General features: G+C 64.8%; 32 protein-coding genes. 9 read left to right on the forward strand and 23 right to left on the reverse strand.

Annotation, left to right across the window (positions count from 1 at the left end):
- Window positions 1–3: 3 nt before the first annotated feature.
- From DPM35_RS17190 to DPM35_RS17205, 4 genes are all read right to left on the reverse strand, one after another.
- Window positions 4–828, reverse strand: a complete 825-nt coding sequence (locus tag DPM35_RS17190) for a carbohydrate ABC transporter permease (RefSeq protein ID WP_042637460.1) — start codon at window positions 826–828, stop codon at window positions 4–6.
- A 13-nt stretch (window positions 829–841) separates the two neighbouring features.
- Entirely contained in the window at window positions 842–1,714 is an 873-nt protein-coding gene (locus DPM35_RS17195) for a carbohydrate ABC transporter permease (RefSeq protein ID WP_112128428.1), read from the reverse strand.
- A gap of 143 nt (window positions 1,715–1,857) precedes the next feature.
- Entirely contained in the window at window positions 1,858–3,168 is a 1,311-nt protein-coding gene (locus DPM35_RS17200) for an ABC transporter substrate-binding protein (RefSeq protein WP_112128429.1), read from the reverse strand.
- A gap of 173 nt (window positions 3,169–3,341) precedes the next feature.
- Entirely contained in the window at window positions 3,342–4,250 is a 909-nt protein-coding gene (locus DPM35_RS17205; protein WP_112128430.1) for a LysR substrate-binding domain-containing protein, read from the reverse strand.
- Between the two features lie 100 nt (window positions 4,251–4,350).
- Between DPM35_RS17205 and DPM35_RS17210 the strand changes: the two genes are divergently transcribed.
- Entirely contained in the window at window positions 4,351–4,536 is a 186-nt protein-coding gene (locus DPM35_RS17210) for a hypothetical protein (RefSeq protein ID WP_112128431.1), read from the forward strand.
- A 20-nt stretch (window positions 4,537–4,556) separates the two neighbouring features.
- Here DPM35_RS17210 and DPM35_RS17215 read toward each other — a convergent pair whose 3' ends face one another.
- Window positions 4,557–5,513 (reverse strand): sugar-binding transcriptional regulator, encoded by a 957-nt coding sequence (locus DPM35_RS17215; RefSeq protein WP_112128432.1) that lies wholly within the window; start codon window positions 5,511–5,513, stop codon window positions 4,557–4,559.
- Between the two features lie 209 nt (window positions 5,514–5,722).
- On the opposite strand from DPM35_RS17215, the gene DPM35_RS17220 reads away from it, so the two are divergent.
- Complete coding sequence (locus tag DPM35_RS17220) at window positions 5,723–6,355, forward strand: HAD family hydrolase (RefSeq protein ID WP_112128433.1); 633 nt, start codon at window positions 5,723–5,725, stop codon at window positions 6,353–6,355.
- Between the two features lie 74 nt (window positions 6,356–6,429).
- Here DPM35_RS17220 and DPM35_RS17225 read toward each other — a convergent pair whose 3' ends face one another.
- The 8 genes from DPM35_RS17225 to ureC all read right to left on the reverse strand — a co-directional run bounded on the left by DPM35_RS17225 (window position 6,430) and on the right by ureC (window position 12,651).
- Complete coding sequence (locus DPM35_RS17225; protein WP_112128434.1) at window positions 6,430–7,197, reverse strand: class II aldolase and adducin N-terminal domain-containing protein; 768 nt, start codon at window positions 7,195–7,197, stop codon at window positions 6,430–6,432.
- An 82-nt stretch (window positions 7,198–7,279) separates the two neighbouring features.
- Window positions 7,280–7,912 carry an urease accessory protein UreG gene (ureG, locus tag DPM35_RS17230; protein ID WP_112128435.1) on the reverse strand — a complete coding sequence of 211 codons (633 nt, stop codon included), beginning with the start codon at window positions 7,910–7,912 and terminating at the stop codon, window positions 7,280–7,282.
- Entirely contained in the window at window positions 7,909–8,349 is a 441-nt protein-coding gene (locus tag DPM35_RS17235) for a DUF3995 domain-containing protein (protein WP_112128436.1), read from the reverse strand. The genes ureG and DPM35_RS17235 overlap by 4 nt, the downstream gene beginning before the upstream one ends.
- On the reverse strand, window positions 8,346–9,017 hold the full coding sequence (locus DPM35_RS17240) for an urease accessory protein UreF (protein ID WP_112128528.1): 672 nt from the start codon (window positions 9,015–9,017) through the stop codon (window positions 8,346–8,348). The genes DPM35_RS17235 and DPM35_RS17240 overlap by 4 nt, the downstream gene beginning before the upstream one ends.
- Window positions 9,010–9,603: an urease accessory protein UreE gene (locus tag DPM35_RS17245; protein WP_112128437.1), complete on the reverse strand. Its 594-nt coding sequence runs from the start codon at window positions 9,601–9,603 to the stop codon at window positions 9,010–9,012. The genes DPM35_RS17240 and DPM35_RS17245 overlap by 8 nt, the downstream gene beginning before the upstream one ends.
- Complete coding sequence (locus DPM35_RS17250) at window positions 9,600–10,205, reverse strand: glutathione S-transferase family protein (protein ID WP_112128438.1); 606 nt, start codon at window positions 10,203–10,205, stop codon at window positions 9,600–9,602. Before DPM35_RS17250 ends, DPM35_RS17245 begins: the two co-directional genes overlap by 4 nt.
- A gap of 46 nt (window positions 10,206–10,251) precedes the next feature.
- Window positions 10,252–10,845 carry a hypothetical protein gene (locus DPM35_RS17255; RefSeq protein ID WP_112128439.1) on the reverse strand — a complete coding sequence of 198 codons (594 nt, stop codon included), beginning with the start codon at window positions 10,843–10,845 and terminating at the stop codon, window positions 10,252–10,254.
- Between the two features lie 93 nt (window positions 10,846–10,938).
- On the reverse strand, window positions 10,939–12,651 hold the full coding sequence (gene ureC / locus DPM35_RS17260; RefSeq protein WP_112128440.1) for an urease subunit alpha: 1,713 nt from the start codon (window positions 12,649–12,651) through the stop codon (window positions 10,939–10,941).
- Window positions 12,652–12,818: 167 nt separating this feature from the next.
- Here ureC and DPM35_RS17265 point away from each other — a divergent pair, with 167 nt between their 5' ends.
- Together DPM35_RS17265 and DPM35_RS17270 are read left to right on the forward strand one after the other, a co-directional pair.
- The gene (locus DPM35_RS17265) at window positions 12,819–13,196 is read left to right on the forward strand and encodes a hypothetical protein (RefSeq protein WP_112128441.1); all 378 of its coding nucleotides are present in this window, start codon (window positions 12,819–12,821) and stop codon (window positions 13,194–13,196) included.
- Between the two features lie 156 nt (window positions 13,197–13,352).
- Window positions 13,353–13,841, forward strand: coding sequence for a hypothetical protein (locus DPM35_RS17270; RefSeq protein WP_425373384.1), 489 nt, complete (start codon window positions 13,353–13,355; stop codon window positions 13,839–13,841).
- A gap of 20 nt (window positions 13,842–13,861) precedes the next feature.
- Here DPM35_RS17270 and DPM35_RS17275 read toward each other — a convergent pair whose 3' ends face one another.
- Genes DPM35_RS17275 through DPM35_RS17295 form a run of 5 tightly spaced genes read right to left on the reverse strand, consistent with a single transcriptional unit; the run spans window position 13,862 to window position 16,242 of the window.
- Window positions 13,862–14,167 (reverse strand): urease subunit beta, encoded by a 306-nt coding sequence (locus DPM35_RS17275; protein ID WP_112128443.1) that lies wholly within the window; start codon window positions 14,165–14,167, stop codon window positions 13,862–13,864.
- A gap of 7 nt (window positions 14,168–14,174) precedes the next feature.
- The gene (locus tag DPM35_RS17280; protein WP_112128444.1) at window positions 14,175–14,768 is read right to left on the reverse strand and encodes a HupE/UreJ family protein; all 594 of its coding nucleotides are present in this window, start codon (window positions 14,766–14,768) and stop codon (window positions 14,175–14,177) included.
- 25 nt (window positions 14,769–14,793) lie between these two features.
- On the reverse strand, window positions 14,794–15,048 hold the full coding sequence (locus DPM35_RS17285; RefSeq protein WP_112128445.1) for a DUF1272 domain-containing protein: 255 nt from the start codon (window positions 15,046–15,048) through the stop codon (window positions 14,794–14,796).
- 27 nt (window positions 15,049–15,075) lie between these two features.
- A complete protein-coding gene (locus tag DPM35_RS17290) occupies window positions 15,076–15,378 on the reverse strand; it encodes an urease subunit gamma (RefSeq protein WP_041003069.1) in 303 nt (100 codons plus the stop codon).
- A gap of 21 nt (window positions 15,379–15,399) precedes the next feature.
- On the reverse strand, window positions 15,400–16,242 hold the full coding sequence (locus DPM35_RS17295; RefSeq protein WP_112128529.1) for an urease accessory protein UreD: 843 nt from the start codon (window positions 16,240–16,242) through the stop codon (window positions 15,400–15,402).
- A gap of 241 nt (window positions 16,243–16,483) precedes the next feature.
- Here DPM35_RS17295 and DPM35_RS17300 point away from each other — a divergent pair, with 241 nt between their 5' ends.
- The 3 genes from DPM35_RS17300 (at window position 16,484) to DPM35_RS17310 (ending at window position 18,790) form a co-directional block, all read left to right on the forward strand.
- The gene (locus DPM35_RS17300) at window positions 16,484–16,738 is read left to right on the forward strand and encodes an acyl carrier protein (protein WP_041003067.1); all 255 of its coding nucleotides are present in this window, start codon (window positions 16,484–16,486) and stop codon (window positions 16,736–16,738) included.
- A gap of 4 nt (window positions 16,739–16,742) precedes the next feature.
- Window positions 16,743–17,951 carry a beta-ketoacyl-[acyl-carrier-protein] synthase family protein gene (locus DPM35_RS17305; protein WP_112128446.1) on the forward strand — a complete coding sequence of 403 codons (1,209 nt, stop codon included), beginning with the start codon at window positions 16,743–16,745 and terminating at the stop codon, window positions 17,949–17,951.
- A gap of 134 nt (window positions 17,952–18,085) precedes the next feature.
- Window positions 18,086–18,790, forward strand: a complete 705-nt coding sequence (locus DPM35_RS17310) for a glutathione S-transferase family protein (RefSeq protein WP_112128447.1) — start codon at window positions 18,086–18,088, stop codon at window positions 18,788–18,790.
- A 4-nt stretch (window positions 18,791–18,794) separates the two neighbouring features.
- Here DPM35_RS17310 and DPM35_RS17315 read toward each other — a convergent pair whose 3' ends face one another.
- The 4 genes from DPM35_RS17315 to DPM35_RS17335 all read right to left on the reverse strand — a co-directional run bounded on the left by DPM35_RS17315 (window position 18,795) and on the right by DPM35_RS17335 (window position 23,529).
- Entirely contained in the window at window positions 18,795–19,112 is a 318-nt protein-coding gene (locus DPM35_RS17315) for a hypothetical protein (protein WP_342633672.1), read from the reverse strand.
- Between the two features lie 177 nt (window positions 19,113–19,289).
- Window positions 19,290–19,901: a nucleoside triphosphate hydrolase gene (locus tag DPM35_RS17320; protein WP_112128449.1), complete on the reverse strand. Its 612-nt coding sequence runs from the start codon at window positions 19,899–19,901 to the stop codon at window positions 19,290–19,292.
- A gap of 235 nt (window positions 19,902–20,136) precedes the next feature.
- Window positions 20,137–21,243, reverse strand: a complete 1,107-nt coding sequence (locus tag DPM35_RS17325) for a hypothetical protein (protein ID WP_112128450.1) — start codon at window positions 21,241–21,243, stop codon at window positions 20,137–20,139.
- A 372-nt stretch (window positions 21,244–21,615) separates the two neighbouring features.
- Window positions 21,616–23,529: a methyl-accepting chemotaxis protein gene (locus DPM35_RS17335; protein WP_112128530.1), complete on the reverse strand. Its 1,914-nt coding sequence runs from the start codon at window positions 23,527–23,529 to the stop codon at window positions 21,616–21,618.
- A gap of 554 nt (window positions 23,530–24,083) precedes the next feature.
- Here DPM35_RS17335 and DPM35_RS17340 point away from each other — a divergent pair.
- Window positions 24,084–25,142: a D-alanyl-D-alanine carboxypeptidase family protein gene (locus DPM35_RS17340; RefSeq protein ID WP_112128451.1), complete on the forward strand. Its 1,059-nt coding sequence runs from the start codon at window positions 24,084–24,086 to the stop codon at window positions 25,140–25,142.
- Window positions 25,143–25,436: 294 nt separating this feature from the next.
- On the opposite strand, the gene DPM35_RS17345 is transcribed toward DPM35_RS17340, so the two are convergent.
- On the reverse strand, window positions 25,437–25,886 hold the full coding sequence (locus DPM35_RS17345) for a universal stress protein (RefSeq protein ID WP_112128452.1): 450 nt from the start codon (window positions 25,884–25,886) through the stop codon (window positions 25,437–25,439).
- A gap of 385 nt (window positions 25,887–26,271) precedes the next feature.
- Here DPM35_RS17345 and DPM35_RS17350 point away from each other — a divergent pair.
- Window positions 26,272–26,489: helix-turn-helix domain-containing protein (locus tag DPM35_RS17350; RefSeq protein ID WP_146767959.1), on the forward strand; the 218-nt coding region annotated here is incomplete at its 3' end.

Consider the following 26,489-nt stretch of genomic DNA (forward strand, 5'->3'; position numbering starts at 1 on the left):
GTTCTACTTCACGGCGCCAAAGGTGAGGCCGCGCACCAGCTGCTTCTGGCTGAACCAGCCCATGATCAGGATCGGCGCGATCGCCAATGTCGAGGCGGCCGAGAGCTTGGCCCAGAACAGGCCTTGCGGACTGGAGAAGGAGCTGATGAAGGCCGTCAGCGGCGCAGCGTTGGTGGTGGTGAGACGGATGGTCCAGAACGCCTCGTTCCAGGCGAGGATGATGTTCAAAAGCATGGTCGAGGCAATGCCTGGAACGGCCATCGGCGTCAGCACATAGATGATCTCATTCCACAGCGAGGCGCCGTCCATGCGGGCCGCTTCCAGGATCTCGCCCGGGATCTCGCGGAAATAGGTGTAGAGCATCCAGACCACGATCGGCAGGTTGATCAGCATCAGCATGACGGTGAGGCCGATGCGGCTGTCGAGCAGGCCGCTATCGCGGAAGATCAGGTAGATCGGGAACAGCACTGCGACCGCCGGCATCATCTTGGTGGACAGCATCCACATCAGGATGTCCTTGGTGCGCTTGGTCGGCGAGAACGCCATCGACCAGGCCGCCGGGATGGCGACGATGAGCGCGAGGATGGTCGAGCCGACCGAGAGCAGCACCGAATTGAAGAAGAACTTGAAGTAGCCGCTCTGCTGCTGGACCTCCGAATAGCTCTCGAAGGTCCCGGACGGGATCAGGTTGAAGCCCTGGATCGCCTCCTGCTCCGATTTGAACGATGTGATGATCGTGTAGAGGATCGGAAAGAAGATCAGCAGGGCGACGACCCAGGCCGCGGCCGTGGCGATGGTCTTGTGCTGGGTGGTGACTGCGCGGGCCATGTCAGGTCCTCCCTCACTTGTCCAGGTTCTTGCCGACGGCGCGCATGGCGAAGAAGGCAACGATGTTGGCGAGAATGACGGCGATCACGCCACCGGCGGATGCCTGGCCGATTTTGAACTCCAAGAGCGCCTTCTGGTACACGAGGAAGGGCAGGTTGGTGGAGGCGTAGCCGGGGCCGCCATTGGTGGTGACCAGGATCTCGGCATAGATCGAGAGCAGGAAGATCGTCTGGATCAGGATGACGACGGTGATGGCGCGCGACATATGCGGCAGCGTCAGATACCAGAAGCGGCTGAGGAAGCCGGCGCCGTCCATCTCGGCCGCCTCCTTCTGCTCGCCGTCGAGCGACTGCAGAGAGGTGAGCAGGATCAGCGTGGCGAAGGGCAGCCACTGCCAGGCGACGATCAGGATGATGGCGGTCAGCGGATGCTGGCCGAACCAGTCGATCGGCTGGGCGCCGAAGAAGCGCGCTATGTCGGCGAAGACGCCGTATTGCGGGTGCATGATCATGTTCTTCCAGACCAGCGCCGCCACCGGCGGCATGACGAAGAACGGCGAGATGACCAGGATGCGCACGATGCCCTGGCCCCAGATCGGCTGGTCGAGCAGCATCGCCAGAAGGATGCCGCCGACCACGGTGATGACCAGCACGCTGACGACGATGGTGAGCGTGTTGAGGATCGAATAGAGGAAGGCCGGGTTGGAGTAGAAGAGCTTATAGTTGTCGAACCAGACAAACCCGTCGCGGATCGGGTTCAGCGGGTTATACTGCAGCAAAGAGAACCAGAGCGTGAACAGCAGCGGCACGATCATCCAGACGAACAGCAGGATCACCGATGGCGCCATCATGAAACGGGCAATAGAACGGGTTTGCTGAGTAGCCATGACGGTCACCCTCCCAAGTCAGCCGGATTTTCAGAGTTGTGCCCAGAATCTTCCCGGGTTTGAAGGGTGGCCGCCCGAACTGGGTTTCGGGCGGCCCCTTGCCGGCCATGATGGGCGACCGGCGTTCGGCACCGGGAGGAGCCTTACTTGATATAGCCGCCTTCGGTCATCGTCGCGGTGGCTGCGTCCTGGGCCTGCTTGAGGGCATCGTCGACGCTCGACTGGCCGGCAAGGGCGGCCGAGAAAAGCTGGCCGACGGTGGTGCCAAGCCCCTGGAATTCAGGGATGGCGACGAACTGCACGCCGACATAAGGCACCGGCTTGACGGTCGGATGCGTCGGGTCGGCGGCATTGATGGAGTCCAGCGTCATCTTCGCGAAGGGCGCCGCCTTCTGGTACTCCGGATTGGCGTAGAGCGAGGAGCGCGTTCCAGGCGGAACGTTGGCCCAGCCCTCCTTCGAAGCCACCAGTTCCAGATAGTGCTTCGAGGTCGCCCAGGAGACGAACTTCTGCGCGGCATCGGCCTTCTGGGTGCCGGCGGGGACCGCCAGCGACCACGCCCACAGCCAGTTGCCGCGCTTGCCGAGGCCATTGTCGGGCGCCAGCGCATAGCCGACCTTGTCGGCGACCTGCGAGGCCTTCGGATCGGAGACGAAGGACGCGGCGACGGTGGCGTCGATCCACATGCCGCACTTGCCCTGCTGGAACAGCGCCAGGTTCTCGTTGAAGCCGTTTGACGAAGCGCCTTCCGGGCCGTCGGCCTTCATCAGGTCGACATAGAATTGCAGCGTCTTCTTCCATTCCGGCTGATCGAACTGAGGCTTCCAGTTCTCGTCGAACCAGCGGGCGCCGAAGGAGTTCGACATGGCGGTGAGGAATGCCATGTTCTCGCCCCAGCCGGCCTTGCCGCGCAGGCAGACGCCGTTCACGCCATTGGCGCGGTCGGTCATCTTGTCGGCGGCCTGCTTGATGAAGTCCCAGGTCGGCGCATCGGGCATCTTCAGGCCCGCCTTCTCCATCAGGTCCTTGCGGTACATGACGAAGGAGCTTTCGCCGTAGAAGGGCGCGGCATAGAGCTTGCCGTCGACCGAAAGGCCGCCGGCGATGGCCGGAATGATGTCCTTGACGTCATAATCGTCGCCGAGCTTGTCGAGCGGCAGCAGCCAGCTCTGCTTGGCCCAGATCGGAACCTCGTAGGTGCCGATGGTCATGACGTCGTACTGGCCGCCCTTGGTGGCGATATCGGTGGTGACGCGCTCGCGCAGCACGTTCTCTTCAAGGGTGACCCAGTTGAGCTGGATGTCGGGGTTGGCCTTGGTGAAGTCGTCCGTCAGCTTCTGCATGCGGACCATGTCGCCATTGTTGACGGTGGCGATGGTGATGGATTCGGCATGCGCGGCGAAAGCAAGGGCGCTGGCCGACAACAGGCCCAGGGTGAGCGTGCGAAGTTTCATCAAATTCCTCCCATAAACCAAGATGAGCATTTGCCTTGGCTTTGAGCAATTACTCACTTGCCATGATTTATGTCAAGGCGGAATCGATGCTGCAGCGCAGCAGAAATGACGCTACGTGACCCTGTCCGGCGACGTGGCCGGCACATTGGAGACGGAAGCTGAAGGCCGCCGGCTTACGGACAGGCGATCTCGGCCAGGATCCAGTCGCGGAAGGCCCGTATCTTCGGCACGTTGCGGCGGGCCGTCGGATAGACCAGCCAATAGGCATGGCCGTCATCGCCCACGAGATCGAAAGGCTGGATCAGGCGGCCGTCGGCGATCTCGTTCTTGAACAACGCCCGGGTCAGGATCGCCACGCCATGGCCGGCCATCGCCGCGTTGGCCTCATAGGCCTGCGCGCCCATGCTGGAGCCCGGCCGCTTGGCGAGATCATGCCCGGTCACGCCGGCGGCCTCGAACCATTGCGTCCACCAGATGTCGCCGGGATCGAGGATCGGCAGGCGCAGCAGGTCCGCCGGTTCCCTGACGCCGCCTATGCTCGCCGCGAGCTTGGGGCTCAGCATCGGCGTGAAATCGGCGTCGAGCAGCTTGTGCGCCTCGAGGCCAGGCCACTTGCCGCCGCCGGAGCGGATGGCGAGATCGACATCCTCGCGTGCGAAATCGGTCAACCGGCTCGACGTGTCGAGCCGCACGGCAAGCGCGGGATGCGCGAGTTGGAACGAGCCCAGATGCTGCGCCAGCCAGTTCGAGGCGAAGGTCAGCACGGTGGTGACGCAGAGCAGTCCGTCGGCGCCGCCGCGCGCCGCGGCATAGGCCTGCCCCAGGATGGCGAAGGCTTCGCTGACGGCGGGCGCAAGGCGCTGGCCGGGCTCGGTCAGCTCGATCTGCTTCGGCCTGCGCAGGAACAGCGGCGCGCCGATGCGTTCCTCCAGCAGCTTGATCTGATAGCTCGCGGCCGCCTGGGTCATGCCCAGCTCCTGCGCCGCCTTGGTGAAGGACAGGTGCCTTGCCACCGCTTCGAACACCCGGATCGCCGGCAGCGGCGGCAACGGCGCAAGCTGCGGGGGCTTAAGATCGGGCATAAGGCCTCCTTATGGGTCATGATCGAGGTTTAATTGGAAGCACGAACCAGGCAGACCGATATTTGGGATCAACGATCAATCCAGTTCAAGGCTGACGATCATGGTCACGGTTCAGGAAAAACTCGTTTCCAACCCGACACGCGGCTGGCTTTTCACGCTGGTGCGGGGATTTGCAAGGTTTTCTGGCCGCAGGCGCGGCTATATCGATGTCCGGGAATTATCCGAACACCTGCAGCGCGACATGGGTTTTCTCGACGGCAACGACCCGCGCGGCCCCTCGCAATAGCCAGCTTCTTTTATGGGGCATCAGCCGGCAAGCAGGGCTTCGGCCGTCCGCTCGTCCGTGATGAGGCCATTGACCAGCCGGCGGTTGACGGCGGCCAGGATGCCCGGCAGCTTGCGGTCGCCCATGGCCAAGGCGATGACCAACGACTTTTCCCGCGACGGCAGCGCGGCGGAAGACACGCGGTCGTTGGTGATGCCTTCGATCATGCGGCCTTCGCGGTCGAACACCCAGCCGACGATCTCGGCGATGCCGCCGGCCTTCTGAAGCGCCTTCAACTCGCTTTCCGAGATGAAGCCGTCCTCGTAGAGCGGGGCCTTGGGCCCGAGATCGCCGATGCCGACGAAGGTGACATCGGCTTCCGCGGCCAATGCCAGCGTCGGCTGGATCATCGGCTGGTTGAGCAACATCTCGCGCTCTGCCGGAGAGGAGGCGATGACCGGCAGCGGCATCGGGAAGGACCGCGCCTTGACGCGGTCGGCCATGGTGAAGATGACGTTGTAGAAGGCGGCCGAGCCGTCCGGCGAGATGTTGCCGGTCAAGGACACGACCTTATGCTGCGGGCAGTCCATCGGCGGCAGTTGCTCGATCGCCGCCTTCAGCGTGCGTCCGGTGCCGATCGCCATGACGATGGGGGCTTCCGAGCGCAGCCGTCGCTCGATCTCGGCCGCCGCCGCCTCGGCGATGCCAATCGTCGTCGAGTTCGATGCCGGATCGCTCGGCACCACCTCGACGAGGTCGAGCGCGAAGCGTGACTTCAGCCGCGCGGCAAGGTCGAGGCAGTTGGCGATCGGGTGGTCGACCCGCACCTTGATCAGGCCTTCCGACATCGCGAGCGACACCAGCCGCTGCGCCGTCTGCCGGGAGATGCCGAGCTTGGCGGCGATCTGATCCTGCGTGTTGCCGGCAACATAATAAAGCCAGCCGGCGCGCGCGGCGTCGTCCAACCTGGTGCTGCCGGTTTCCTGTCGCAAACTCACGTCCTGCCTCCCAACCCGCAAGAATGCTGAAACGGGCGCTATAGCTTACAGCGAATATTTCGACGCGCAATTGTCTATCGAAAGAGCAATTGCTTGGACGACTCGCGGGCTGACAAAGGATGAACTCGTCGCGCTTGCGACCATTTGCCGGCGGGACGGTTTATCTCCACCGGGAAACCGATTAAGGGGATCGGCGAAGGGAGCCGTGCATGACGCCGAAAGCCGTTTTCTGGGATATGGACGGAACGCTGGTCGATAGCGAGCCGTTGCATGAGGCAGCGCTTGTGGCGGCGCTGCGCAGTGTCGGCATCGCTCCGCCGCACGACCTGCATGAGCGCGTGCTGGGGATCGCGGCATGGCCGGTCTACGAGATGCTGCGCGACGAGTTCGGACTCGACCTGCCTTTCGACGACTGGATCGTGCGCAAATACGATCACTACCTGCCGCTGGCCGAAACGTTGAAGCCGCGCCCCGGCGCGATCGAGGTGTTCAATGAATTGCGCGCGCTCGGCGTCGAGCAGGCGGTGGTCTCGAATTCCGACCGGCTGATCGTCGACGCCAACCTGCGCGCCGTCGGCCTTGTCTATCCAGGCATGCGCACTGTGAGCCGCAATGACGTGATCGACGGCAAGCCGCTTCCCGAACCCTTCCTGCGCGCCGCTTATCTCGCCGGCGTCGACCCGGCGGATGCTTTCGCCGTCGACGACAGCCTCACGGGCGCCATGGCCGGATTGGCGGCCGGCATGAAGACGATCTTCTGGCCGGAAGCGCCGATGGAGGGCCCGACCGGCGCGATCGTGATCAACAGTGCTGAAGAGTTGCGGGCGCAGTTGGGGCTCTGAGAAAATCGCCAAAGTAGGCGCTGCCCCTCATCCGCCTGCCGGCACCTTCTCCCCGTGAACGGGGAGAAGGAAGGTCAATTCCTGTAGACCGGCTCTTCCTCGTCGAGGATCGCTTTCAGTTCCGCCAGATGGCGCTCGGCCTGGCCGGGATAGTCGTCCATCTCCCGCGCGGTCTTCTCGGCGATCTCGTCGGAGAGCATGCGCAGCGGGCGGCCGGTCCACAGCGCCTTGATATAGGTCTCGGCGGCGCGCTCGAAGTAGAACATGCGGTTGAATGTGTCGGCGACCGTGTCGCCGATGACCATCACGCCGTGATTGCCCATGACCATCACCTTGACCTTAGGGTCGGTGAGAAGCTGCGAGCAGCGCTCGCCCTCCTCCTCGAAGGCCAGCCCGCCGTAATTGGCGTCGACGACATGGCGGTTGAAGAACATGGCCGAGTTCTGGTCGACCGGCGGCAACGTCGAGTCGGCCAGCGAGGCAAGCACCGTGGCGTGGATCGAATGGACATGCATGGCGCAGCGCGCATGCGGGACATTGCGATGGATGGCGCCATGCAGGCCCCAGGCGGTCGGGTCCGGCGCGTTGGGGCCGGAGAGCGTGTCGGGATCGTTGGCGTCGATCAGGAGCAGGTCGCTCGCCTTGATGCGCGAGAAATGCACCTGGTTCGGGTTCATCAGGAACTTCGTGCCGTCCTCGTTGACGGACAACGAGAAGTGGTTGGCCACCGCCTCATGCATGTTGAGCCGCGCGGTCCAGCGGAAGGCGGCGGCGAGGTCGACCCGCTCCTCGTAATAGGGAAGGTTGCTCAGCGGTTCCTTATGCAGGCGGGCAAGGCTCATCGAAAATCCTCCGCTTTGGTTTGTTTTCCGAGAATGCCGCGCGTGGCCGCTGCCAGCAACCGATAATCGGTGGCTCAGCGGCTCAAGCCGCCGGGCGCGCCGACTGCAGCCCGCCCTGCTCGACGATGAAGTCGATCACCTCCTGCAAGCCCTTGCCGCGTGACAGGTCGGTGAAGCCGAAAGGCCTCTTGCCACGCATGCGGCCGGCATCGCCCTCCATCACCTCGAGGTTGACGTTCACATAGGGCGCCAGATCGCTCTTGTTGATGATCAGGAAATCCGAGCGGGTGATGGCCGGGCCGCCCTTGCGCGGGATTTCTTCCCCCTGGCAGACCGAGATGACATAAAGCGTCAGGTCGGCAAGGTCCGGCGAGAAGGTGGCGGCGAGATTGTCGCCGCCGGATTCGATGAAGATGATGTCGAGGTCGGGGAATTTCTTGTTCAACTCCGCGATCGCCCGCAGGTTGATCGAGGCGTCTTCGCGGATGGCGGTGTGCGGACAGCCGCCGGTCTCGACGCCGACGATGCGCTCTTCGGGCAATGCTTGTAGCCGCGCGAGCATCATCGCGTCCTCCTTGGTGTAGATGTCGTTGGTGACGACGGCGATTGAAAAATCGTCGCGCAACGCCTTGCAGAGCTTTTCGGTGAGCGTCGTCTTGCCGGAGCCGACGGGGCCGCCAATACCGATGCGAAGAGGACCGTTTTTCGACGTCATGCCGGGAACTCCCTGATGGCGAGGATTGCGAAGCCCAGCCCGATCAACAGGCAGAGCGGCGAATAGAGACTTTGGTCGAGCCGCGCGAAAGGTTGCTCCGGCGTAAGCCTGCGCCACCAGGGCGTGAAGCCGGCGACGCCGCGACCGAGGAAGACGAGGCCGATCATCAATGCGGTGGCCGCCAGGCCTTCTCTCGGAAAGGGCGTCGCAAAGACGCCAGCCAGCGCCAGCGGCCAGAGCGTCGCCAGTGCCAGGCAGGCGGCGACAGCAAAACTCGCGAAGGACGACGGCATCTCGTCGACGCCGCGGAAGCCGACGACGGCGCGGGCGCAGGACGCCTGGTCCGTGCCCGGCCAGATGCCGCCTATGCCCCAATAGACATGCAGCGTGGTGATCAGGAGCAGGACGAAGGAGAGGATGACGGCAAGCACGGTCATGAGCGGAACAGCCTGGAATATTGCGTTTCGTGCTGCATCGCCACGATGTCGGACGTGAAGGCCGCACCGCCGAGATCATCGAGCGTGGACTCTGCTGCGCGGGCAGCCGTGCTCATGGCCAAGGTTTCAAAGCCGGCTAACAATGCGACCGCGTCGGCTTGGCCGACGACGCCGAGCCTTATCGCCGCCTGCACGAGGTTGGAGAAGAAAGCCTGCAGGAAGGCCGACAGCGCCGGCGAAAGGTCGACGCCGCCGCTGCCGGCAACGGCGCCGACCGCAACGCAATAGGGGCAGTCGGCCGGCAGGCGGTGCTGCACCGGAGACGACCAGGCGAACGCCGCCTTGAGGAAGGCCGCGCCTTGGAGCATTGTCTCCATATGGCGTTCCTGTGAGCCGGCAAGCGCCTCGCCCAGCGCGGCGACTTCCGCCAGGTCGCCGCCGTCTCGCGCGCGGCGCCAGCTTTCGGCGAAGAGCACGGCGTCGTTCCAGCCCGACCCCATCTCGACCAGAGTCTCCAGCCAGCCGGCGAGATCTTCGCGATCGGCGATCAGGCCATCGTGCACGGCACGCTCGAGCCCGTGGCTGTAGGAGAAGCCGCCGACGGGAAAGGCCGGCGACAGCCAGGCCATCAGCCGCAAAAGTGCGACGGTGGAAAGCTGCTCAGTCATGATGATGATGGTGGCCGTGATGGTGATGGTGGTGATGGTCGTGATCGTGATGATCATGGTCATGGTGGTCGTGGTCATGGCCATGATGGTCATGATGGTCGTGCGAATGGCCGTGATCGTGGCCGGAATAGGCGCCGCGCACAGGGCTGAACGGCTGCGAAACCTCGCTCACCGTGGCGCCGAGGCCTTCGAGCATCGCCTTGATGACATGGTCGCGCAGGATGAGGATACGGTCGGCCTCGATCGCCGCCGCGAGGTGGCGGTTGCCGATGTGCCAGGCAAGCTCGGTCAGATGAACGGCGTCGCGGGCACGGATGTCGTAGACCTCTTCTGGTGCCGCGACGATTTCGAGCTGGCGCCCGTCTTCCAGCACCAGCCGGTCGCCATCGGCGAGCGCCACGGGCTCGGGCAGGTCGACCAGCACCTTGTCGCCACCGGCGGTCTCGATGGCGCGGCGACGCAGATGCCGCTCGTCATGCGGCAGCACGGCCCTGTCGTAGGGCGTGGCCGAGGCCGGATCGCCGGCGGCAAGCACGGAGACGGCGCGCGGAAACTTGGTGAAATCGGTATTGATGTTGAGCTTCATTTCATGGCTCCGCCATTAGCTTGCGCCCTGGCACGGGCGGGGCGCTGAAGGATACGATCGAAATAGGCGTTGACGCGTTCGGAGTTGATCGGGAAGCGACCTGCGCGGGCCCAGGCGCCCATGTCGCCCAGCAAGACGTCGACGGCCGAAAACCGATCGCCCAAAGCATAGGGCTTGTCGCCAAGCCGGCGGTCCAGCGCCTTTATTTCGGATGCGAAATCATACGCGGCGGCCGGGCCGACATCGACCCGAACGTCCTTGGGCAGGAGGAAGCGGTGACGCAGCTTGTTCCAGAGCGGCGCTTCGAGCTCGCTCTGGGCAAAATGCATCCATGAATCCATCTCGGCGCGCCCGGCAACGCCCGGATTGGCACCCATGCCTTTGTCGGCATGCTTGTCGGCCAGATAAACGCAGATCGCCGCCGAATCCGTGATTTTAAGGTCGCCATCGATCAGGATCGGCACTTTGCCGGAGGGGTTGAGCGCATAGGCCTCCGGCGAGCGCAGCTTCACCTCGACGAACTCGTAGGGCTGCCCGAGCTCCTCGAGCATCCAGAGCACCCGGCTGACGCGGGAGCCGCGCGATCCGACAGCCTTGTACATGGTTGAACTCTTGCCTTTTCCGAGAACCCTACCGCATCGCGAACGCTCAGACGATGGTGTCGAAGAGCCGCAGGATGAACGATATCTGGTAAATCAGCGCAGCCGCGACGAAAGCGATGTGGAAGCGTTTGTCGCGCACCAGGATCGCCACGATACAGAGCGCCACGAAGACCGGCGTGCGGATCAGATATTCGTTGCCGAAGCGGGCGAAATGCTCCGGGCCTTTGAGCAGCGTGTCGATGACGTCGAGCAGATAGGTCGCGCCAAGCAGCCCGAAGAACCAGGCGCGGCGCGAATAGAAATAATCCTCGTAGCTGGTGTAATCGAGCATCGAATCCGGGAACAGCAAGGCGCACATCAGGAAGAGCGTGATGGCGTAAAAGATGATGAAAAGGTATTTGCCGAAGGTCCAGCTCTCGATGGCGTAGAGGCCGAACTCCCACCACCAGAAATGCACCAGCATCAACAGCACCGAGGCAACCCAGGCAAGATGAACGGCGTAGAGCCGATACTGGCCGGGATGCTGGACGATGCGGGCGGTTCCCGAAAGCAGCCGCGTGACGCCGAGGCCGATCACCATGCCCATGACGATGCGGATATGCGGGAAGATATCGTGCGGGGAGGCGATTTCGGTGGCCATGCCTGATTACAATGCTGCTGCTTTGCAGCATATTGCGATCTGCGCGCGCGAGCCGCAACGAAATTTGCCCCCGCTAATCGGATCAGCCGCCTGTCAAAACAGAAAATACCGCTGCGCCATTGGCAGCACGGTCGCCGGCTCGCAGGTCAAGAGCTCGCCGTCGGCGCGCACCTCGTAGGTTTCGGGATCGACCTCGACATGCGGCGTGGCGTCGTTGAGCACCATCGAATGCTTGCCGATGCCGCCGCGCGTGTTCTCGACCGCGACCATCGCCTTGTCGACGCCGAGCCTGTCCCGCAGGCCGGCATCGAAGGCGGCTTTAGAGACGAAGGTGACCGAGGAGTTGGTCAGCGCCTTGCCATAGGCGCCGAACATCGGCCGGTAGTGCATCGGCTGCGGCGTCGGGATCGAGGCGTTCGGATCGCCCATGGGCGCTGCCGCGATCGAGCCGCCGACCAGCACCATTTCGGGCTTCACCCCGAAGAAGGCCGGGTTCCACAGCACCAGATCGGCGCGTTTGCCGACGGTGATCGAGCCGATCTCCTTCGACAGGCCGTGCGCGATGGCCGGGTTGATGGTGTATTTGGCGATGTAGCGGCGGACGCGGAAATTGTCGTTGTCGCCGGTCTCATTGGGCAGCGCGCCGCGCTGGCGCTTCATCTTGTCGGCGGTCTGCCAGCAGCGGATCGCCACCTCGCCGACACGGCCCATGGCCTGGCTGTCGGAGGAGATGATCGAGAAGGCGCCGATGTCGTGCAGGATGTCCTCGGCCGCGATGGTCTCCTTGCGGATGCGGCTCTCGGCGAAGGCGATGTCCTCGGGGATCGACGGCGACAGATGGTGGCAGACCATCAGCATGTCGAGATGTTCGGCAAGCGTGTTGACGGTGTAGGGCCGGGTCGGGTTGGTCGAGGACGGAATGACGTTTGGCAGGCCGCAGACCTTGATGATGTCGGGCGCGTGGCCGCCGCCGGCGCCCTCGGTGTGAAAGGCATGGATGGTGCGGCCCTTGATCGCCGCCACCGTGTTCTCGACGAAGCCTGACTCGTTCAGCGTGTCGGTGTGGATCATCACCTGCACGTCGTAGTCGTCGGCAACCGACAGGCAGCAATCGATCGCCGCCGGCGTGGTGCCCCAATCCTCATGCAGCTTCAGCGAGCAGGCGCCGGCCAGCACCATCTCTTCAAGCGCCGCCGGCCTTGACGCATTGCCCTTGCCCGACAGGCCGATATTCATCGGGAAGGCGTCGAAGGACTGGATCATGCGCGCCATGTGCCAGGGGCCGGGCGTGCAGGTGGTGGCCAAAGTGCCATGCGCCGGGCCGGTGCCGCCGCCCAGCATCGTGGTTATGCCGCTCATCAGCGCTTCCTCGATCTGCTGCGGGCAGATGAAATGAATATGCGCATCGAAGCCGCCGGCCGTCAGGATCTTGCCCTCGCCGGCGATGATTTCGGTGCCCGGACCGATGATGATGGTGACGCCATCCTGCGTGTCCGGATTGCCGGCCTTGCCGATCGCGGCGATGCGGCCGTCCTTCAGGCCGATATCGGCCTTGACGATGCCGGCAAGCGCATCGACGACAAGCGCATTGGTGATGACGGTATCGACCGCGCCGCCCAAACGCGTGACCTGGCTCTGTCCCATGCCGTCGCGGATGACCTTTCCGCCACCAAATTTCACTTCCTCGCCGTAAACAGTGAGATCCTTCTCGACCTCGACGAACAGCTCGGTGTCGGCAAGCCGCACCTTGTCGCCGACCGTCGGTCCATACATCTGCGCATAGGCGGCGCGGCTTATCCTGGCCATCAGCAATTGCTCCCGAAATTCCGGTTGTTTGCGCGCGGGGCGCACATTGTCGCCATCCAATGGTCACGCAATGACCCGCCCGGCGACACTTTGAGCGCCCATTTCAGCGTTCCCATCGGGCCATTGAGGCGGGCGGAATCACTCCCAAGCCAATGGAAGGAATATCCATGCGCAAAGCGATACTTGTTGCCGCGGTCGCCACGTTGACGATGGCGGGCACTGCCGGCGCCCAGCAGCAACCGACGCCGCAGCCCAGCCCGTCGCCGGCTGCCCCCGCCGCGCCGAAAGCCCAGTCCGCGGTGCCGTCGATCCAGAGTGTCAACGTCGTCGACATCACCGAGCTGCCCAAGGACGCGCAGACGCAGGTGAACCAGATCGTGGCGCAGCGCGGCGATGCCGGCCTGCAGACCTTGCGCAAGTCGATCGACGCCACGCCCAAGGTGAAATCCGCGCTCGAAGCCAAGGGCATGAGCTCGGCACAGGTGATCGCCGCCAGCATGCAGCCCAATGGCGCTCTGACGCTGATCACCAAGAAGGCAAGCTGATTGCGCGCCCAGGCGGGCCGTTTTGCGGTCCGCCAACCATGTTTTGAAGGGAATGCGGGCCGCCTTGCGGGCCGCCGGCGACCTTTCGAAGGGAACCTCCGACCACGCAGGACCGTTTCGCTGTTTTCGCCCCGTCACGAGTTCAGTCAGGAGCGAATAGTGGCGAATACTCGGCCTTTTGCGAAATGCAGTTCCGTCGTTGCCGCCGCGCTTTTCATGGCCGCGCCCCAGGCGGCGTCCGCGTCGCAGCCGCTGGACAACGGCAGGCCTGCCGCGGCGATCGTCGATTCCGATATCCGTCAGGAAGAGGCGCTCTCCAGGACGGAGGCCGGAAAGGTCATCACGGCCATCGACCGCACCCGCGAGAATATCGGCATGGTGCGCAAGACCACCAAGCTCGACACGGTCGACATCGTATTCCTGACCGATGCGGCGCGCAGCGAAGGCGGGCCGCCTCCGGCGATCGAGAACAAGATGAAGCAGCATCAGGAGGACGTCGCCGAACTGCGCCAGGAGATCGAGGCGAACGCCCTGCTCTTCAACGCGATCGATTCGCGGCGCGTGCAGGCCGAGGACGTGCTCGCCGTGGAGTTCGACAATCCGGGGAAGGTCGTCATCTACGCGGCCGCCAAGCCTCCGAAGTGATGTGAGCGCGCCGACGGCCGTCACAGCTTGCCCATCACCTTCTGCTGGAAGCCATAGACCTCGCGCTTGCCTCCCAGCGGCACCAAGGTGACGTCGCGTTCCTGGCCCGGCTCGAAGCGCATGGCGGTGCCGGCGGCAATGTCCAGCCGCATGCCGCGTGCGCGCTCGCGGTCGAATTTCAGGCCCTCATTGGTCTCGAAGAAATGATAATGGCTGCCGACCTGGATCGGACGATCACCGCTGTTGGCGACTTTGAGCGTGACGGTCGGCCGGCCCTTGTTGAGCTCGATGTCGCCTTTGGCCGCAATAACTTCACCCGGGATCATAGCGCCCTCACACCATACCGAAGGCCAGGCCAATGCCGATCGCCGCGCAAGCGGCACCGGCTGCGCGCGCCAGGCCACGGAAGCGCGACCCAAGCCGGACGCCGGCTGCAATGCCGACACCGTGGAGCAGCGCCGTGGCCACCGCGAACCCGGCCATATAGTCCAGGCCCCCGACATTTTCCGGCACTTCGGTGCCATGGGCGTGGCCGTGGAACAGCGCGAACAGGCCGATGACGGCGACGCCGGCCGAGACCGGCAGGTCGATCGCCAGAGCCACCAGCAGGCCTAGCGCCACGACGGACGCGAGGATGCCCGGCTCGACGAAAGGCACCGGCACATGCAGCATGCCGAGCGCGCCGCCAGCGAGCATCACGCCGACGAACGCGAGCGGCCAGGCCCAGAGTGCCTTGCCGCCCTTCATCGCCGCCCACAGGCCGACGGCGATCATGACCGCCATATGGTCGAGCCCGGACAGCGGATGCGCGAAGCCGGCGGTGAAGGAAGAGGTGGTGCCCGCGCCGACATGGGCATAAGCGGGCATCGCCGCAGCCAGCAGGAGGATGACGGCAAGCGTGCTGCGTTTCGTTGAGGCGGAGATCATCTTTCTGCCCTTTCCATTGACCTGGTTAAGCGGCCTTGCGCGGGCCGCAGCCTTCGGCTTTGAGCACGCGTTTGGTCGATGGCGGGTATTTCGCCAGCAGCGCAGCCGGCCGGATCGGCCGCGGCGCGAAATTGCCACCACAATTCGGGCAGACGCCGCCCAGCACACTATCCGCGCAGTCGGCGCAGAAGGTGCATTCGAAGGTGCAGATCAGCGCATCGGTCGCCTCCGGCGGCAGATCCTTGTCGCAGCATTCGCAATTTGGCCTAAGCTCCAGCATCGGTCTTCCTCCTCACCGGATCGGCCCTCACCTGATCGGCTCGTGCACGGTCACCAGCTTGGTGCCGTCGGGAAACGTCGCCTCGACCTGGACGTCGTGGATCATCTCGGCGATGCCGTCCATGACCTGGGCGCGGGTGACGACATGGGCGCCGGCTTCCATTAGTTCCGCGACCGGGCGGCCGTCGCGCGCGCCTTCGACGACGAAGTCGGTGATCAGGGCGATGGCTTCCGGATGGTTGAGCTTGACGCCACGCTCCAGGCGCTTGCGCGCCACCATCGCCGCCATGGCGATCAGCAGCTTGTCTTTTTCACGCGGCGTAAGATTCATGCAATGTCCCGATACTCAGAATCAGAGTGACCATAATTTGGGCAGGCCCGCCCGCCCATTGAGCAGTTCGACGAGCGGAACCAGCCGCTTGCGGAGTTGATAGCCGTCGCCGGCGCTGAGCCTCGCAAGAAGCTTGCCAGATCGTCCGACGCTCCAGAAACTCGCGCCGCCCCAGCCGCCGATGCCGGGATCGCCGATGATGGCGCGGGCCGGCCCGAGCAGGTTTTCCGCTTGCGGCGAAACGAGCAGCAGCGTTGCGACGGCAAGCGCGCCGCCGACCGCCGCCGGCCGCTGGAGCGTTGCCGCGATATCCGGACCGATCCGGAAATCCTCCGCATGGATCAGCACGCCGCCCTGGCGGACCCGCCAGCGGTCGTGGAAGCTGCCTTGAACCGTCCGTTCGCCCATCGCCAGCCGGCCGAACAGCGTGGCTTCGAGCACCAGCGCTTCGGCATCCTCCGCGAGATCGACATCCAGCGTGCGGGCGAAGGCGGCACGATTGAAAACGATGGTTTCCTGCGGCAGCCAGGCGATGCGGCCGCCCGGACCGACCCGCAGGCCGACGCTTGTCTCGGCCCTGTCGGCGGCGGCGCGATAGACCTTCTCGCAGGCCTGGGTGGTGATGGAGGCGGAGGCGCCGGCGCCGACTTCGATCGTCCAGGCGAGGCGGTCGCCCCCGGTCATTCCGCCGGCCGTGTTGATCAGCACCGCCTCGAGCGGATCGCCTTCTACCGCCGGCAGCCGAATCTTGGCCGATCCATCCTGATAGAGCCGCTTCAGGCGTGTCCGGCCCTCGCTCTTGCCGCAGAAAAGCCTGGCTCGCCCTGCAACACGTTGCGCTGCAGGCAAAGGAGGAGCGGCCAAAGGCGAGGCGGGGTTGGATGCCAAGGTGTTCTCGATCGTGTCCACGATTCCAGGTTAAGCACTCCGGCGGCTTTGTCGATATATCGCTTGTTGCTTGACATCGTTTTGGTTTCTATAGAGGGAAGCCACCCTGGAGCGGTCGCGCGGTGTCTGGCGAGGTAAGGGCAACGGCGTTGTTGGATCCGGGGATCAAAAGGGGCGCTGATCAGTTGGCGTCGGGAAACGACAGGGAAGGAACCGAATGGCTGACCAACTGACGACCGAGATCATCGAAAAGATCAAAGCCCATGCCGACACCGGCGGTGAGGAGATCACCGCCAGCACAGATCTCGGAACGCTCGGGATCCATTCGCTGGAGTTGACCGAGATCATCTTCGATCTCGAGGAAAAGTACGGCATCGAGATCGAGATGAACACGGTCGATGCCTGGAGCAACCTCAAGAACGTCGGCGACATGGTCGAGGCGGTTCGCGAACTGATCGCGAAAAAAGCCTGACTGCATGCAAAAACGCGTCGTCATCACCGGCATCGGCGGGATTTGTGGGCTCGGCAACGATGCGCCGGCGATATGGGACGCCATGCGCGCCGGCCGCTCGGCCATCGGCCCGATCGACAATCCGTCGCTGCATGACCTCAAGGTCAAGACCGGCTGCGAAATCAAGCAACTGCCGGACCATGGCATCGACCGCAAGCAGGTCGTGTCGATGGACCGCTTCAGCCTGCTGGCGGTGATCGCCGCGCGCGAGGCCATGCGGCAATCCGGATTGACGGCGCATGCCGACAACACCTACCGGATGGGCGCGATCGTCGGCATCGGCGTCGCGGGCTTCGAGACCATCGAGGAGAACTACCGCGCGATCCTGCTCGAGGGGCGTAATCGCGCCGCCATCTTCACCGTGCCGAAAGTGATGCCGGGCGCGGCCGCCGGCCAGGTCAGCATGGCGCTCGGGCTGCGCGGCCCTGTCTTCGGCGCCACTTCGGCCTGCTCGTCGGCCAACCATGCAATTTCCACGGCGGTCGACCAGATCAGGCTCGGCCGCGCCGACGTGATGGTCGCTGGCGGCACCGAAGCGCCGCTGGTGTGGGGCGTGCTCAAGGGCTGGGAGGCGCTCAGAGTGCTTTCGCCCGACACCTGCCGACCGTTCTCGGCCGACCGCGCGGGCCTTGTGCTTGGCGAAGGCGCCGGCATGGCGGTGCTTGAAAGCTACGATCACGCGGTGGCGCGCGGCGCCACGATTTTGGCGGAGATCGCCGGCGTCGGGCTTTCCGCCGATGCTTCCGACATCGTCGCCCCGACCGTCGAGGGACCGGAAGCGGCGATGCGTTTCTGCCTTGCGGATGCCGGGCTCAAGCCGGAAGACGTCGATTACCTCAACGCGCATGGCACCGGCACCAAGGCCAACGACCAGATCGAGACCGCCGCGATCAAGCGCGTCTTCGGCAACCATGCCCCTTCGCTCTCAGTGTCTTCGACCAAGTCGATGCACGCGCATTGCCTCGGCGCTTCCGGCGGGCTGGAGATGATCGCCTGCGTGATGGCGATCCGCGACGGCATCGTGCCGCCGACCGCCAACTATCGCGAGCCCGACCCGGAATGCGACCTCGACGTGACGCCGAACACGGCCCGCGAGCGCAAGGTGCGCGCCGCGCTCAGCAACAGCTTCGCCTTCGGCGGAACCAACGCGGTGCTGGCCTTCAAGGCCGTCTGATCGCAGCCTGCCGGTTGACTGTATATACATGGCAAGCCACTTGCCGGTGTATTGATCCCGGCCGGCCGCGGACCTAACTCTTGCTCACCCCGCCATGAGCGCCGCCCGGCGCCCATCCCTATCCGGAGTTTCCGATGACCGACCTGTCCGCCTTTCCGATCGCCAAGCGCTGGCCGGCCAAGCAGCCCGAGCGCCTGCAGCTCTATTCCGCCACGACGCCCAATGGCGTGAAGGTCTCGATCGCGCTGGAGGAAATCGGCCTGCCCTATGAGCCGCACTATGTCGATATCGGCAAGAACGAGAGCTGGACGCCGGAATTCCTGTCGCTCAATCCGAACGGCAAGATCCCGGCCATCATCGATCCGGACGGTCCGGGCGGCAAGCCGATCGGCCTGTTCGAGTCCGGCGCCATCCTGCTCTATCTGGCCGACAAGACCGGCAAGCTCATTCCCGCCGATCCGGCGCGCCGCTACGAGACGATCCAGTGGGTGTTCTTCCAGATGGCGGCGATCGGCCCGATCTTCGGGCAGGTCGGCTTCTTCCACAAATTCGCCGGGCGCGAAATTGCCGACAAGCGGCCGCTCGAGCGCTACCGCGACGAGTCGCGGCGGCTGATCGGCGTGCTCGAAACACGGCTGAAGGGCCGCAAGTGGATCATGGACGACGACTACACCATCGCCGATGTGTCGATGCTGGGCTGGGTGCGCAACCTGATCGGCTTCTACGAGGCGCGCGACCTGGTCGGCTTCGACGATTTCCCGACCGTCGCCGACTGGCTGGAGCGCGGCCTTGCGCGTCCGGCGGTGAAGCGGGGCCTCACCATTCCGGCAAAGGGCTGAGCCCTCACTTCGTCTTGGCGCTCGCGCCGCCGCGGCCGAACACGGACGCCGCGAGCCGCGCGGTCGCGACGACCGCTCCTGTCGCGACGCTCGCCACGGCGCGGATCGGGCCTGATTTCTTTGCCGCCGGCTTGGGACGTTTCGCGTTCTTGGCCTCGACCTTATGGGCCGCGACCTTGTGGGCCAGGCCGGACGTCACTTTCTTCGGCGCCGCTTTGCCGAAAGCCGGCTTGGCGTCTTTCGACCGCTCGGCGATCGCCGGGCCTGCGCCCGCATTGGCCTGCGTCGTCCTGGATTGGGTGGCCCTGGTTTTTTTGGCCACGGGCTTTCTGCTGTTGGTTGCCATCTGACAGTTCCTGCTCGCTTCTTTTCGCAATTCCGGACGGAAAGCGGTTGGGTGCTTCCCTGGAATTGCCCCGGCGCCGGACAATTCGGGACAGGCTGATAACGGCGTGAAAACCTTAAAGTTCCCGTCCGAAAATATTGAAAATTGAGCGGGTTAACCAATGATCATGTCGGCCGGCCGGCGCCGCGCCAGCACCCGTTCGATGTTCGGCATGTCGTTGGAGGCGATCCAGGCGCGGGCGTCCTCATCCGACTTGCCGTGCTCGCGCCAGCGCTCCATCAGCCGGCGCTCGAGCTCATGGCGCGGCACGTCGACGAAGATGGTGAAATCGAACAAAGGCGCCAGCCGCGACCACGGCTCCTCGTCGAGCAGCAGGTAGTTGCCCTCGACCAGGATGAATTTGGTGTCGGCGGAAACGATCTCGGCCGCCGCGCGCGACAGTTCGCTGCTGCGGTCGAAGACCGGAATGGCGATATCGGGTTCGCCTGTGCGGATGCGCTTCAACAGCGTCTCGAAGCCGGCGAAATCGAAGGTTTCCGGCGCGCCCTTGCGGGAACGCAGGCCGCGGCGGTTGAGGATGATGTCGTCATAATGGAAGCCGTCCATCGGCACGACCTCTGAACTGCCCTCAGGCAGAAGCTCATGCAGGCTCGCCGACAGCGTCGACTTGCCGGAACCCGGCGGACCGGCAATGGCAACGACGAAGCGCTTGGCCTTGCCGGCGCGCTTGAAGATGGCGGCTGTGATATGGGCGATCTCGGACATCGGCACCTCTTCGGTAAGGTTGCGGCCGGTATCTTGGCGGGTGTCGGTGGAAAATTCAAACCTCGTTCCTGGATGCCGAGGTTTCTCCGATTGTTTGGCGGCCGCCGGCTTTCGAGATTAGCCGGTGCAGAATCTGCTCCGCTTGCATCCTTCGGCCAAGGTCACGGAATGGATTCCAGGATCTTCGCGACGGAGCTTCGCTCCTGCTTCGCCCTGGAATGACGAACCAGCGGGCTTACGCCGGAACTGACCGGCCGATGCGCAGAAATTCGCCGTCGAACGGCACCTCCTTCACCGCGCCGTTCGGCGCACGGATGCGCAATCGATCGGTCGCTGCCTCAATGTCGGCAGGCGCTCCCGCCTCGGCGAACGGAACCGCGCCGATCACATGGCGGAACGAGACCGACCGGCCCTCGGCGAGCGCGAAGGCCGTCGGCACGCCTTCATGCTTCAGCCAGCTGTCGCCGAGCGAGGCGGCATGGCCGATCGCGCTGCGGCCGTCCTCGATGCCGAGCACGCCGAGATGGCGGCCGCTCCAGGGCGCGTAGTCGCGGCCGCCATTCGAGAACCACAGCATCGTCACCGGCAGTTCGGCCGGGTTCTTCAGCACCAGCACCAGGTCCCGCTCGGCGCGCCGCGCAATCGCCGTCCAGCCCGGGCCGCCGTGATCCGCCTCGACCAGCGTGATGAAATCCTCGCGCTTGTCCTCCACGCGGTAGTCGGTGAGATCTGTGGTGCCGCCGGCGGCGAGCGGGAACTGCGTGAGGTCGGCGGTACGGGCCGGATAGGCCAGCATGAAGCGGCCGCGCGCCGGGTCGGGCTCCAGCGGCGCCGGGGGCGTGACGGCGACGCGCTTGGGCGAGAAGGCGAGCCGGCCGCCGCCTTGCATGACCGTCATCGGATGATGGGCAACGGAGATCGCGCCCGAGCCGCCGGACAAGACGTGCTCCTGGTAGAGAAAGGGGTGGCCGTCGCGCAGCGTGAAGATTTTGTCGACGGCTGCCCCCATCACCTTGCGGCGCAGCCGGAAGGCGGCGCGCCAGCCGCCGGCAATGGCGCCGTTCTCGACGACGTCCCATTCGCTGTTGGCCGGCCAGCCATGCAGAGGCGCGGGCTCGACATCGCTGGTGGAAAAAGGGGCGCAGAGGAAATCGCCGGAGAGGCGCACGGTGCCTTCAGGCAAGTTCGCGGGCAATGTCTCGCGCGGCGAGCCGACCCAGGGCGCGCGATGCAGCGGCTTCAGGACGCGGCCGTCGGCCTCGACCTCCATGGCGGCGACATGGCCGACGGCGAGATCGAGCGAGACGGAGATGCCCTTTGCGCCGATCGTGACGGTGTCCATGAATGCCTCCCGCGAATCTTTTGGTGGCCGGCAGCAGAGCCTGCTCAGGGCTCTCGGCGCAAGCGCGGTGATTGGCAATTTGCATCAGCCGAGCCTCAGTCCGGACGAGAAAACCAATTCTTGACCGTCGGCGCCGCCCCTCATCGCCCTGCCGGGCACTTCTCCCCGTATAGTGACGGGGAGAAGGGGCTGGCCGCAAACTCGGCGCCTTCCCGGCAACGTTGGCGATTGGCGGAACCCGCGATGACTGCCCCCTCTCCCCGTCACTAAACGGGGAGAGGATGCCGGCAGGCAGGTGAGGGGCGGCGCCGACGCTGGAAGAAAATATCCACTCTCAACCCACAGGCGGGTTTCGCGGCGAGCAGGCCTTCACTATTGCCTCTTATACTCTCGCACTGGCGACTTGGTGCCGTCGGTATAGGTCACCTGCACCGCCATCGATTTCACGTCGTCCTTGACCTTGAAGTAGGGCTGGTAGTCGGAGGGAATGGCGTAGGGATCCTTGGCGTCGCAGGGCGGCATCTTGATCTCCTTGTCGAGCGCGGTGCCGTTGAGGCTGTAATGCACCTCCTTGATGGCGCAGCGGTAGGACAGCATCTGGGTGAAATAGACCAGGCCGCGATTGCCGCCGGAATCGAAGGCGATCCACGACGTCCAGAACTGATCGAGGATCTGCTTGTTCTCCTGCTGGAGCGAGCTGTCGGGGTCGAAACGGATGTCGAACGGGCCGGTCTCGCGGCCGCGGATGTCGAGATATTTGATGGCGATGGTGGTGGCGGCGGTGCTGTCCGGCAATTCGAAGCTCGGATTGGGCATCGGCTTGCCGGTGCGCTGGTCGTTCATCGCCATCACCCCGGTGTCGGTGAAGGGGCCGGAGTCGCCAAGCCGCCAGGAGATCGCCGTCGCCGGCTCCGGCAGCGAGATCGTCATCGACCAGCCGGCATTGGAGCGCATCGGCGTCAGCGTCGGCACGAAGCGCGACGGGTCGAGCACATCGCCCAGCGCCGTCAGCCGGCTGCGGCTGCGGTCGAGCCAGTCGGCCAGTTGCGCCTGGTCGACGAAATATTTGAGCAGGCCGCCGTCCTTCTCGTAGGAGACGAATTTGCTCAGCGCCTGGGCCTCGCTGCGTTTGTCGGCGAGCGTCTGGCTGCCGAGGCGATCCTCCGAGAATTCCTGCGCCAGGAGAAAGTAAGCCGGCGCGTAATCCGGGTTGTCCGCGATGAAGGCGTTGAGCTTGTCGAGCCGCTGCGCATCGTCGAACTGCAGCAGATGCACGAGCTTGATCGAGGGCGCCTTGGCCTTTTCCGCCAGCGTGCCGAACACTTCGCGGGCGCCGGCCTTGCCGTCCTGGACCCTGAGCAGCGTGGCAAAGCGCGTATAGGGATCGATCGCGTCGACATCGAAGCCGGCAAAGGCGAGATAGGAGCGGCGGGCGTTGAGCATGTCGCCGGCGAGCTCATAGACGCGGGCATTGTGGTAGAACTCGTCGGGACGTTTCGGATCGGCGATCGCTCCGCCCTGCGCGGAAAGCTGCGCGAAGCCCTTGGCGATCGTGTCGATCGAAGCGGCGATCTGCTCGGTGGTCGCCTGCAGCTTTTCAGCCTGCGCCTGCTGCTGTTGCTGGCCGGCGGCCAAGGTGTCGGTGGTCTGCTTGACCGCTTCGACGGCCTTCTGCGTCTCGGCACCCTGCACCGTCTGCTGTTGCTGGGCAGAAGCGATCTGCTCCGCCTTCTGCGCGACCGTATCCGTGGTCTGCTTCACCGCCTCCACGGTCTTTTGCGTCTCGGCGCCCTGCGCCACCTGCTGTTGCTGGGCGGAAGCGATCTGCTCGGCGGTCTTGGCGACCGTGTCGGTCGACTTCTTGACCTCCTCGACCGTTTTCTGCGTCTCGGTGACCGTCTGCTCGATCTTCGCCACCTTCTGCGAGACGATGCCCAGCGATTGCTGCAGCTCGGCGACCGCCGGCACGAGATTGGCGATGACGCCGTTCTGCGAATTCGTTTCCTGCTGGATGCCGTAGACGCCGCCGGCGATCGCCGCGGCACTTGTGGCGAAGATCAGCGCCGGCATCGCCTTGGCGGCCAGCACCAGCCGCAGCACCATGGCGATGGCAATGATGATGGCCGCGACGGCGGCGACCAGGGCAATGTAGGCGGCAAAGGGTCCCAGCGGGTTGAGCACGTCGCCGACCGCGCCGCTGATGAAGGCGAAACTCGCCGCCCATTTGCCGGTGCGGCTGAGCGACGCCCTGAGCAACGAGGTCGTACCCGTGGCGATTTCCGACATGCCGATCCCCCCAAATCCAAGCGGCGACATATTAGCGGAAAGGAGGTGGGGATGGCAAAAGCGATGCTGGCGGTTGGCGAAAGCCCGCGCGACATCTGATCTCCCCCCTTGCGGGGGAGATGTCCGGCAGGACAGAGAGGGGTGTGAAGGATGGCGGCGCTGCAAGATCAAGGTTCCTCGCCCCACGCAGTGGGGAGAGGTGGCTCGGCGAAGCCGAGACGGAGAGGGGAGCGCCCTACGAAGCCCCCGCTCCGTCCGCTTCGCGGCCACCTCTCCCCCGCCTTTGGCGGGGGCGAGGAACCCCAGCCTCGAGTCGCCAGGACAGCACCCCTATGCCCTGCCGGGCTTTCGTCACTCGGAAGCCAAGCAATTGGCTTCCCGCCCGCTACGCGGACCGCTCCTCAACCCCCGCGCGGGGGGAGATTGGCAGCGTCGCCGACGGCGCGAACCCCCCAAAACCTGGGCAAATGCCTTCTTGCAGCCGTTAACCAGTTGGACGCGGCATATGGGTTACGTTAGCTTCGCCGCATCTCAGCAACAGCTTTAGAACAGTCTTGCCCCCTACCTTCCCTCTCCTCCAGAAACTCATCGCCCTGTTGGCATTGCTCGCGCTGGTCGCCGGCTGCACGACGGCGGCGCCGCCGGAAAGCGTGCTTGCCGTGCCGGCGCAGCCGCAGAAATATGCAGCGATCGTGGTCGACGCCTCGACCGGCAAGACCTTGTTCGAGGTCAATTCGCGGTCGCAGCGCTATCCGGCCTCGCTGACCAAGATGATGACGCTCTACATGCTGTTCGAGGCGATGGAGAGCGGCCGGGTGACCAAGGAAACGCGGATTCCGGTTTCCGATCACGCCGCCTCGCAGCCGCCGACGAAGCTGCGCTTCCGGCGCGGCGAGACGATCGACGTCGATTCCGCCATCCGCGCCATGGTGGTGAAGTCGGCAAACGACGTGGCGGTGGCGGTGGGCGAATATCTGGGCGGCGGCTCGGAGGACCAGTTCGCGGCGATGATGACCGCCAAGGCGCGCTCGCTCGGCATGAGCGGCACCAATTTCCGCAACGCCTGCGGCCTGCCCGACGACGGCCAGGTGACCACGGCGCGCGACATGGCGGTGCTGGGCATGGCGCTGGAGAAGCGCTTCCCGCAGCATTTCCACTATTTCTCCGAAAGCGACTTCATGTTCCGCGGCCGGCTGGTGCGCGGCCACAACGACATGCTGGGCCGCGTGCGCGGCGTCGACGGCATCAAGACCGGCTACATAAGGGCGTCCGGCTACAACATCGTCACTTCCTACAATGCCGACGGCCGGCACCTGATCGTGGTGGTGATGGGCGCCGATAGCGCGCGCCAGCGTAACGACCATGTCGAGGCGCTGATCCAGCGCAGCCTCGGACCGACGATCGCCGATGCAGGCCAGCCCCGGCTGATGTATTCCGGGCAGCAGCCGGCTTCGCCACCGCCCACCCTACTTCCGCCGGCGGACTCGTCATTGCCCGGATTGCCGCCGCCGGGTTCGGCGACATCTGTGGCGACGCAGCCGGGTCAGACGGGATCCGATTTTCCGTCTCCGGACCTGGCATCGCCCGGTGCGCCACTGCTGCCGACGCAGTAGGGCGGCGGGGCGGCGAACGGGAAAGTCCGAGACGCCGGCGGGACAGCGCCCGCCCTCTGGCCTGCCGGTCATCTCCCCCACTTGGGGGGAGATCAGATGTCGCGCCGGCTTTCGCCAATCGCCAAAGTTGCACGATAGGGCGGAGCGCCGAAACCGCCAATCTCCCCCCTTGTGGGGGAGATGTCCGGCAGGACAGAGGGGGGCGCGAAGGATCGCTGCCTATCTCGCCTTTCGCTGCCGCAAGGGTCTGCCCAGATTCAGGTCAGGCCGGCTTCACCTGAATATCGCTGGACCCTACCGAACCACCAGCACCGGGATCGTCGTAAGCGATACCACCTCCGCCGTCTGGCTGCCCAGCACCAGCCGGCCCAGCCCGCGGCGACCGTGCGATGCCATGACGATGAGGTCGGAGGCTTCGCTGCCGGCGACCTCCAGGATCGCCTCGGCGGGCGTCCGGTTCTCGATATGGACGCCCTTCGAGCCGACGCCCTTGGCATCCGCCTCGGCCTTGCATTTGCCGAGCAGCTCGCTGGCGTATTTGCGCGCGCTTTCCTCGTAATTGACCAACTCGTCGGCGGCGACATAGCCGGCCATCGCGCCGCCCCAGGCCAAGGTCGGGAACGGCTCGGAGACCGTGACGAAGGTAACCGTGGCGCCCAGGCCCTTGGCCAACTCCAGCCCGTGGGCGACGCCCTTCTGGGCGAGCTCGGAGCCGTCAGTGGCGATGAGGATTTTCTTGTACATGGTGGCGATCCCTCTTTTGCGGGGCGATGCGCCCCAGTGGCGGGAGCCTGAACGGTCAGGCCTGATGTCGATATAGTCAGCCTATCAGGCCCGCCACAGGGGCCAGCTTGATGTGGATCAAGGCCAGGCGGCGGAGACGATTGCGCCAGGGGTGGTCGTGAAATCGCCGGCGGCGCTCCCCTCTCCGTCTCGGCTTCGCCGAGCCACCTCTCCCCGCTCCGCGGGGCGAGGAACCCAAACTGCGAGGTCGCGCCCTCGGCGATTGGCGTTTCCTCGCCCCAGCAAAGCGGGGAGAGCCGGATCGGCTGTCCGAACCGGATAGATAGGTAACAGAATGGACCGATTAGATGGGTGACAGTTTTCTCGCCAGCCGGGAGGACCGGCGATGGTTTGGCGAGAGACTGGCATCATGGATGAACGGCTTCGGTTTGTTGTGGAGTGCCTATCTGGTGAGGAGACGATGACGCAGCTTTGCGCGGCCTTCGAGATCTCACGCAAGACCGGCTACAAATGGCTTGGACGTTACCGGGAGACCGGCCCGGAAGGCCTGCACGACCGGCCGCGGGCGCCGCTCGATCACGGCCGGGCAACGGCAGCCGAGCT

The sequence above is a fragment of the Mesorhizobium atlanticum genome (assembly GCF_003289965.1).
In the GTDB taxonomy this organism is placed as follows: Bacteria; Pseudomonadota; Alphaproteobacteria; order Rhizobiales; family Rhizobiaceae; genus Mesorhizobium; species Mesorhizobium atlanticum.

Bases quoted from the DNA above. Each gene is read 5' to 3' on its own strand.
- DPM35_RS17240 (WP_112128528.1), bottom strand. From the start codon at position 9,017: ATGACTGAGCAGCTTTCCACCGTCGCACTTTTGCGGCTGATGGCCTGG.
- DPM35_RS17290 (WP_041003069.1), bottom strand. From the start codon at position 15,378: ATGAATCTTACGCCGCGTGAAAAAGACAAGCTGCTGATCGCCATGGCG.
- DPM35_RS17245 (WP_112128437.1), bottom strand. From the start codon at position 9,603: ATGAAGCTCAACATCAATACCGATTTCACCAAGTTTCCGCGCGCCGTC.
- DPM35_RS17345 (WP_112128452.1), bottom strand. From the start codon at position 25,886: ATGTACAAGAAAATCCTCATCGCCACTGACGGCTCCGAGCTCGCCCAG.
- DPM35_RS17310 (WP_112128447.1), top strand. From the start codon at position 18,086: ATGACCGACCTGTCCGCCTTTCCGATCGCCAAGCGCTGGCCGGCCAAG.
- DPM35_RS17205 (WP_112128430.1), bottom strand. From the start codon at position 4,250: ATGCCCGATCTTAAGCCCCCGCAGCTTGCGCCGTTGCCGCCGCTGCCG.
- DPM35_RS17320 (WP_112128449.1), bottom strand. From the start codon at position 19,901: ATGTCCGAGATCGCCCATATCACAGCCGCCATCTTCAAGCGCGCCGGC.
- DPM35_RS17235 (WP_112128436.1), bottom strand. From the start codon at position 8,349: ATGACCGTGCTTGCCGTCATCCTCTCCTTCGTCCTGCTCCTGATCACC.
- DPM35_RS17325 (WP_112128450.1), bottom strand. From the start codon at position 21,243: ATGGACACCGTCACGATCGGCGCAAAGGGCATCTCCGTCTCGCTCGAT.
- ureG (WP_112128435.1), bottom strand. From the start codon at position 7,912: ATGACGTCGAAAAACGGTCCTCTTCGCATCGGTATTGGCGGCCCCGTC.
- DPM35_RS17280 (WP_112128444.1), bottom strand. From the start codon at position 14,768: ATGATCTCCGCCTCAACGAAACGCAGCACGCTTGCCGTCATCCTCCTG.
- DPM35_RS17250 (WP_112128438.1), bottom strand. From the start codon at position 10,205: ATGTACAAGGCTGTCGGATCGCGCGGCTCCCGCGTCAGCCGGGTGCTC.
- DPM35_RS17335 (WP_112128530.1), bottom strand. From the start codon at position 23,529: ATGTCGGAAATCGCCACGGGTACGACCTCGTTGCTCAGGGCGTCGCTC.
- DPM35_RS17255 (WP_112128439.1), bottom strand. From the start codon at position 10,845: ATGGCCACCGAAATCGCCTCCCCGCACGATATCTTCCCGCATATCCGC.
- DPM35_RS17225 (WP_112128434.1), bottom strand. From the start codon at position 7,197: ATGAGCCTTGCCCGCCTGCATAAGGAACCGCTGAGCAACCTTCCCTAT.
- DPM35_RS17220 (WP_112128433.1), top strand. From the start codon at position 5,723: ATGACGCCGAAAGCCGTTTTCTGGGATATGGACGGAACGCTGGTCGAT.
- DPM35_RS17200 (WP_112128429.1), bottom strand. From the start codon at position 3,168: ATGAAACTTCGCACGCTCACCCTGGGCCTGTTGTCGGCCAGCGCCCTT.
- DPM35_RS17305 (WP_112128446.1), top strand. From the start codon at position 16,743: ATGCAAAAACGCGTCGTCATCACCGGCATCGGCGGGATTTGTGGGCTC.
- DPM35_RS17190 (WP_042637460.1), bottom strand. From the start codon at position 828: ATGGCCCGCGCAGTCACCACCCAGCACAAGACCATCGCCACGGCCGCG.
- DPM35_RS17210 (WP_112128431.1), top strand. From the start codon at position 4,351: ATGGTCACGGTTCAGGAAAAACTCGTTTCCAACCCGACACGCGGCTGG.
- DPM35_RS17265 (WP_112128441.1), top strand. From the start codon at position 12,819: ATGCGCAAAGCGATACTTGTTGCCGCGGTCGCCACGTTGACGATGGCG.
- DPM35_RS17275 (WP_112128443.1), bottom strand. From the start codon at position 14,167: ATGATCCCGGGTGAAGTTATTGCGGCCAAAGGCGACATCGAGCTCAAC.
- DPM35_RS17195 (WP_112128428.1), bottom strand. From the start codon at position 1,714: ATGGCTACTCAGCAAACCCGTTCTATTGCCCGTTTCATGATGGCGCCA.
- DPM35_RS17285 (WP_112128445.1), bottom strand. From the start codon at position 15,048: ATGCTGGAGCTTAGGCCAAATTGCGAATGCTGCGACAAGGATCTGCCG.
- ureC (WP_112128440.1), bottom strand. From the start codon at position 12,651: ATGGCCAGGATAAGCCGCGCCGCCTATGCGCAGATGTATGGACCGACG.
- DPM35_RS17300 (WP_041003067.1), top strand. From the start codon at position 16,484: ATGGCTGACCAACTGACGACCGAGATCATCGAAAAGATCAAAGCCCAT.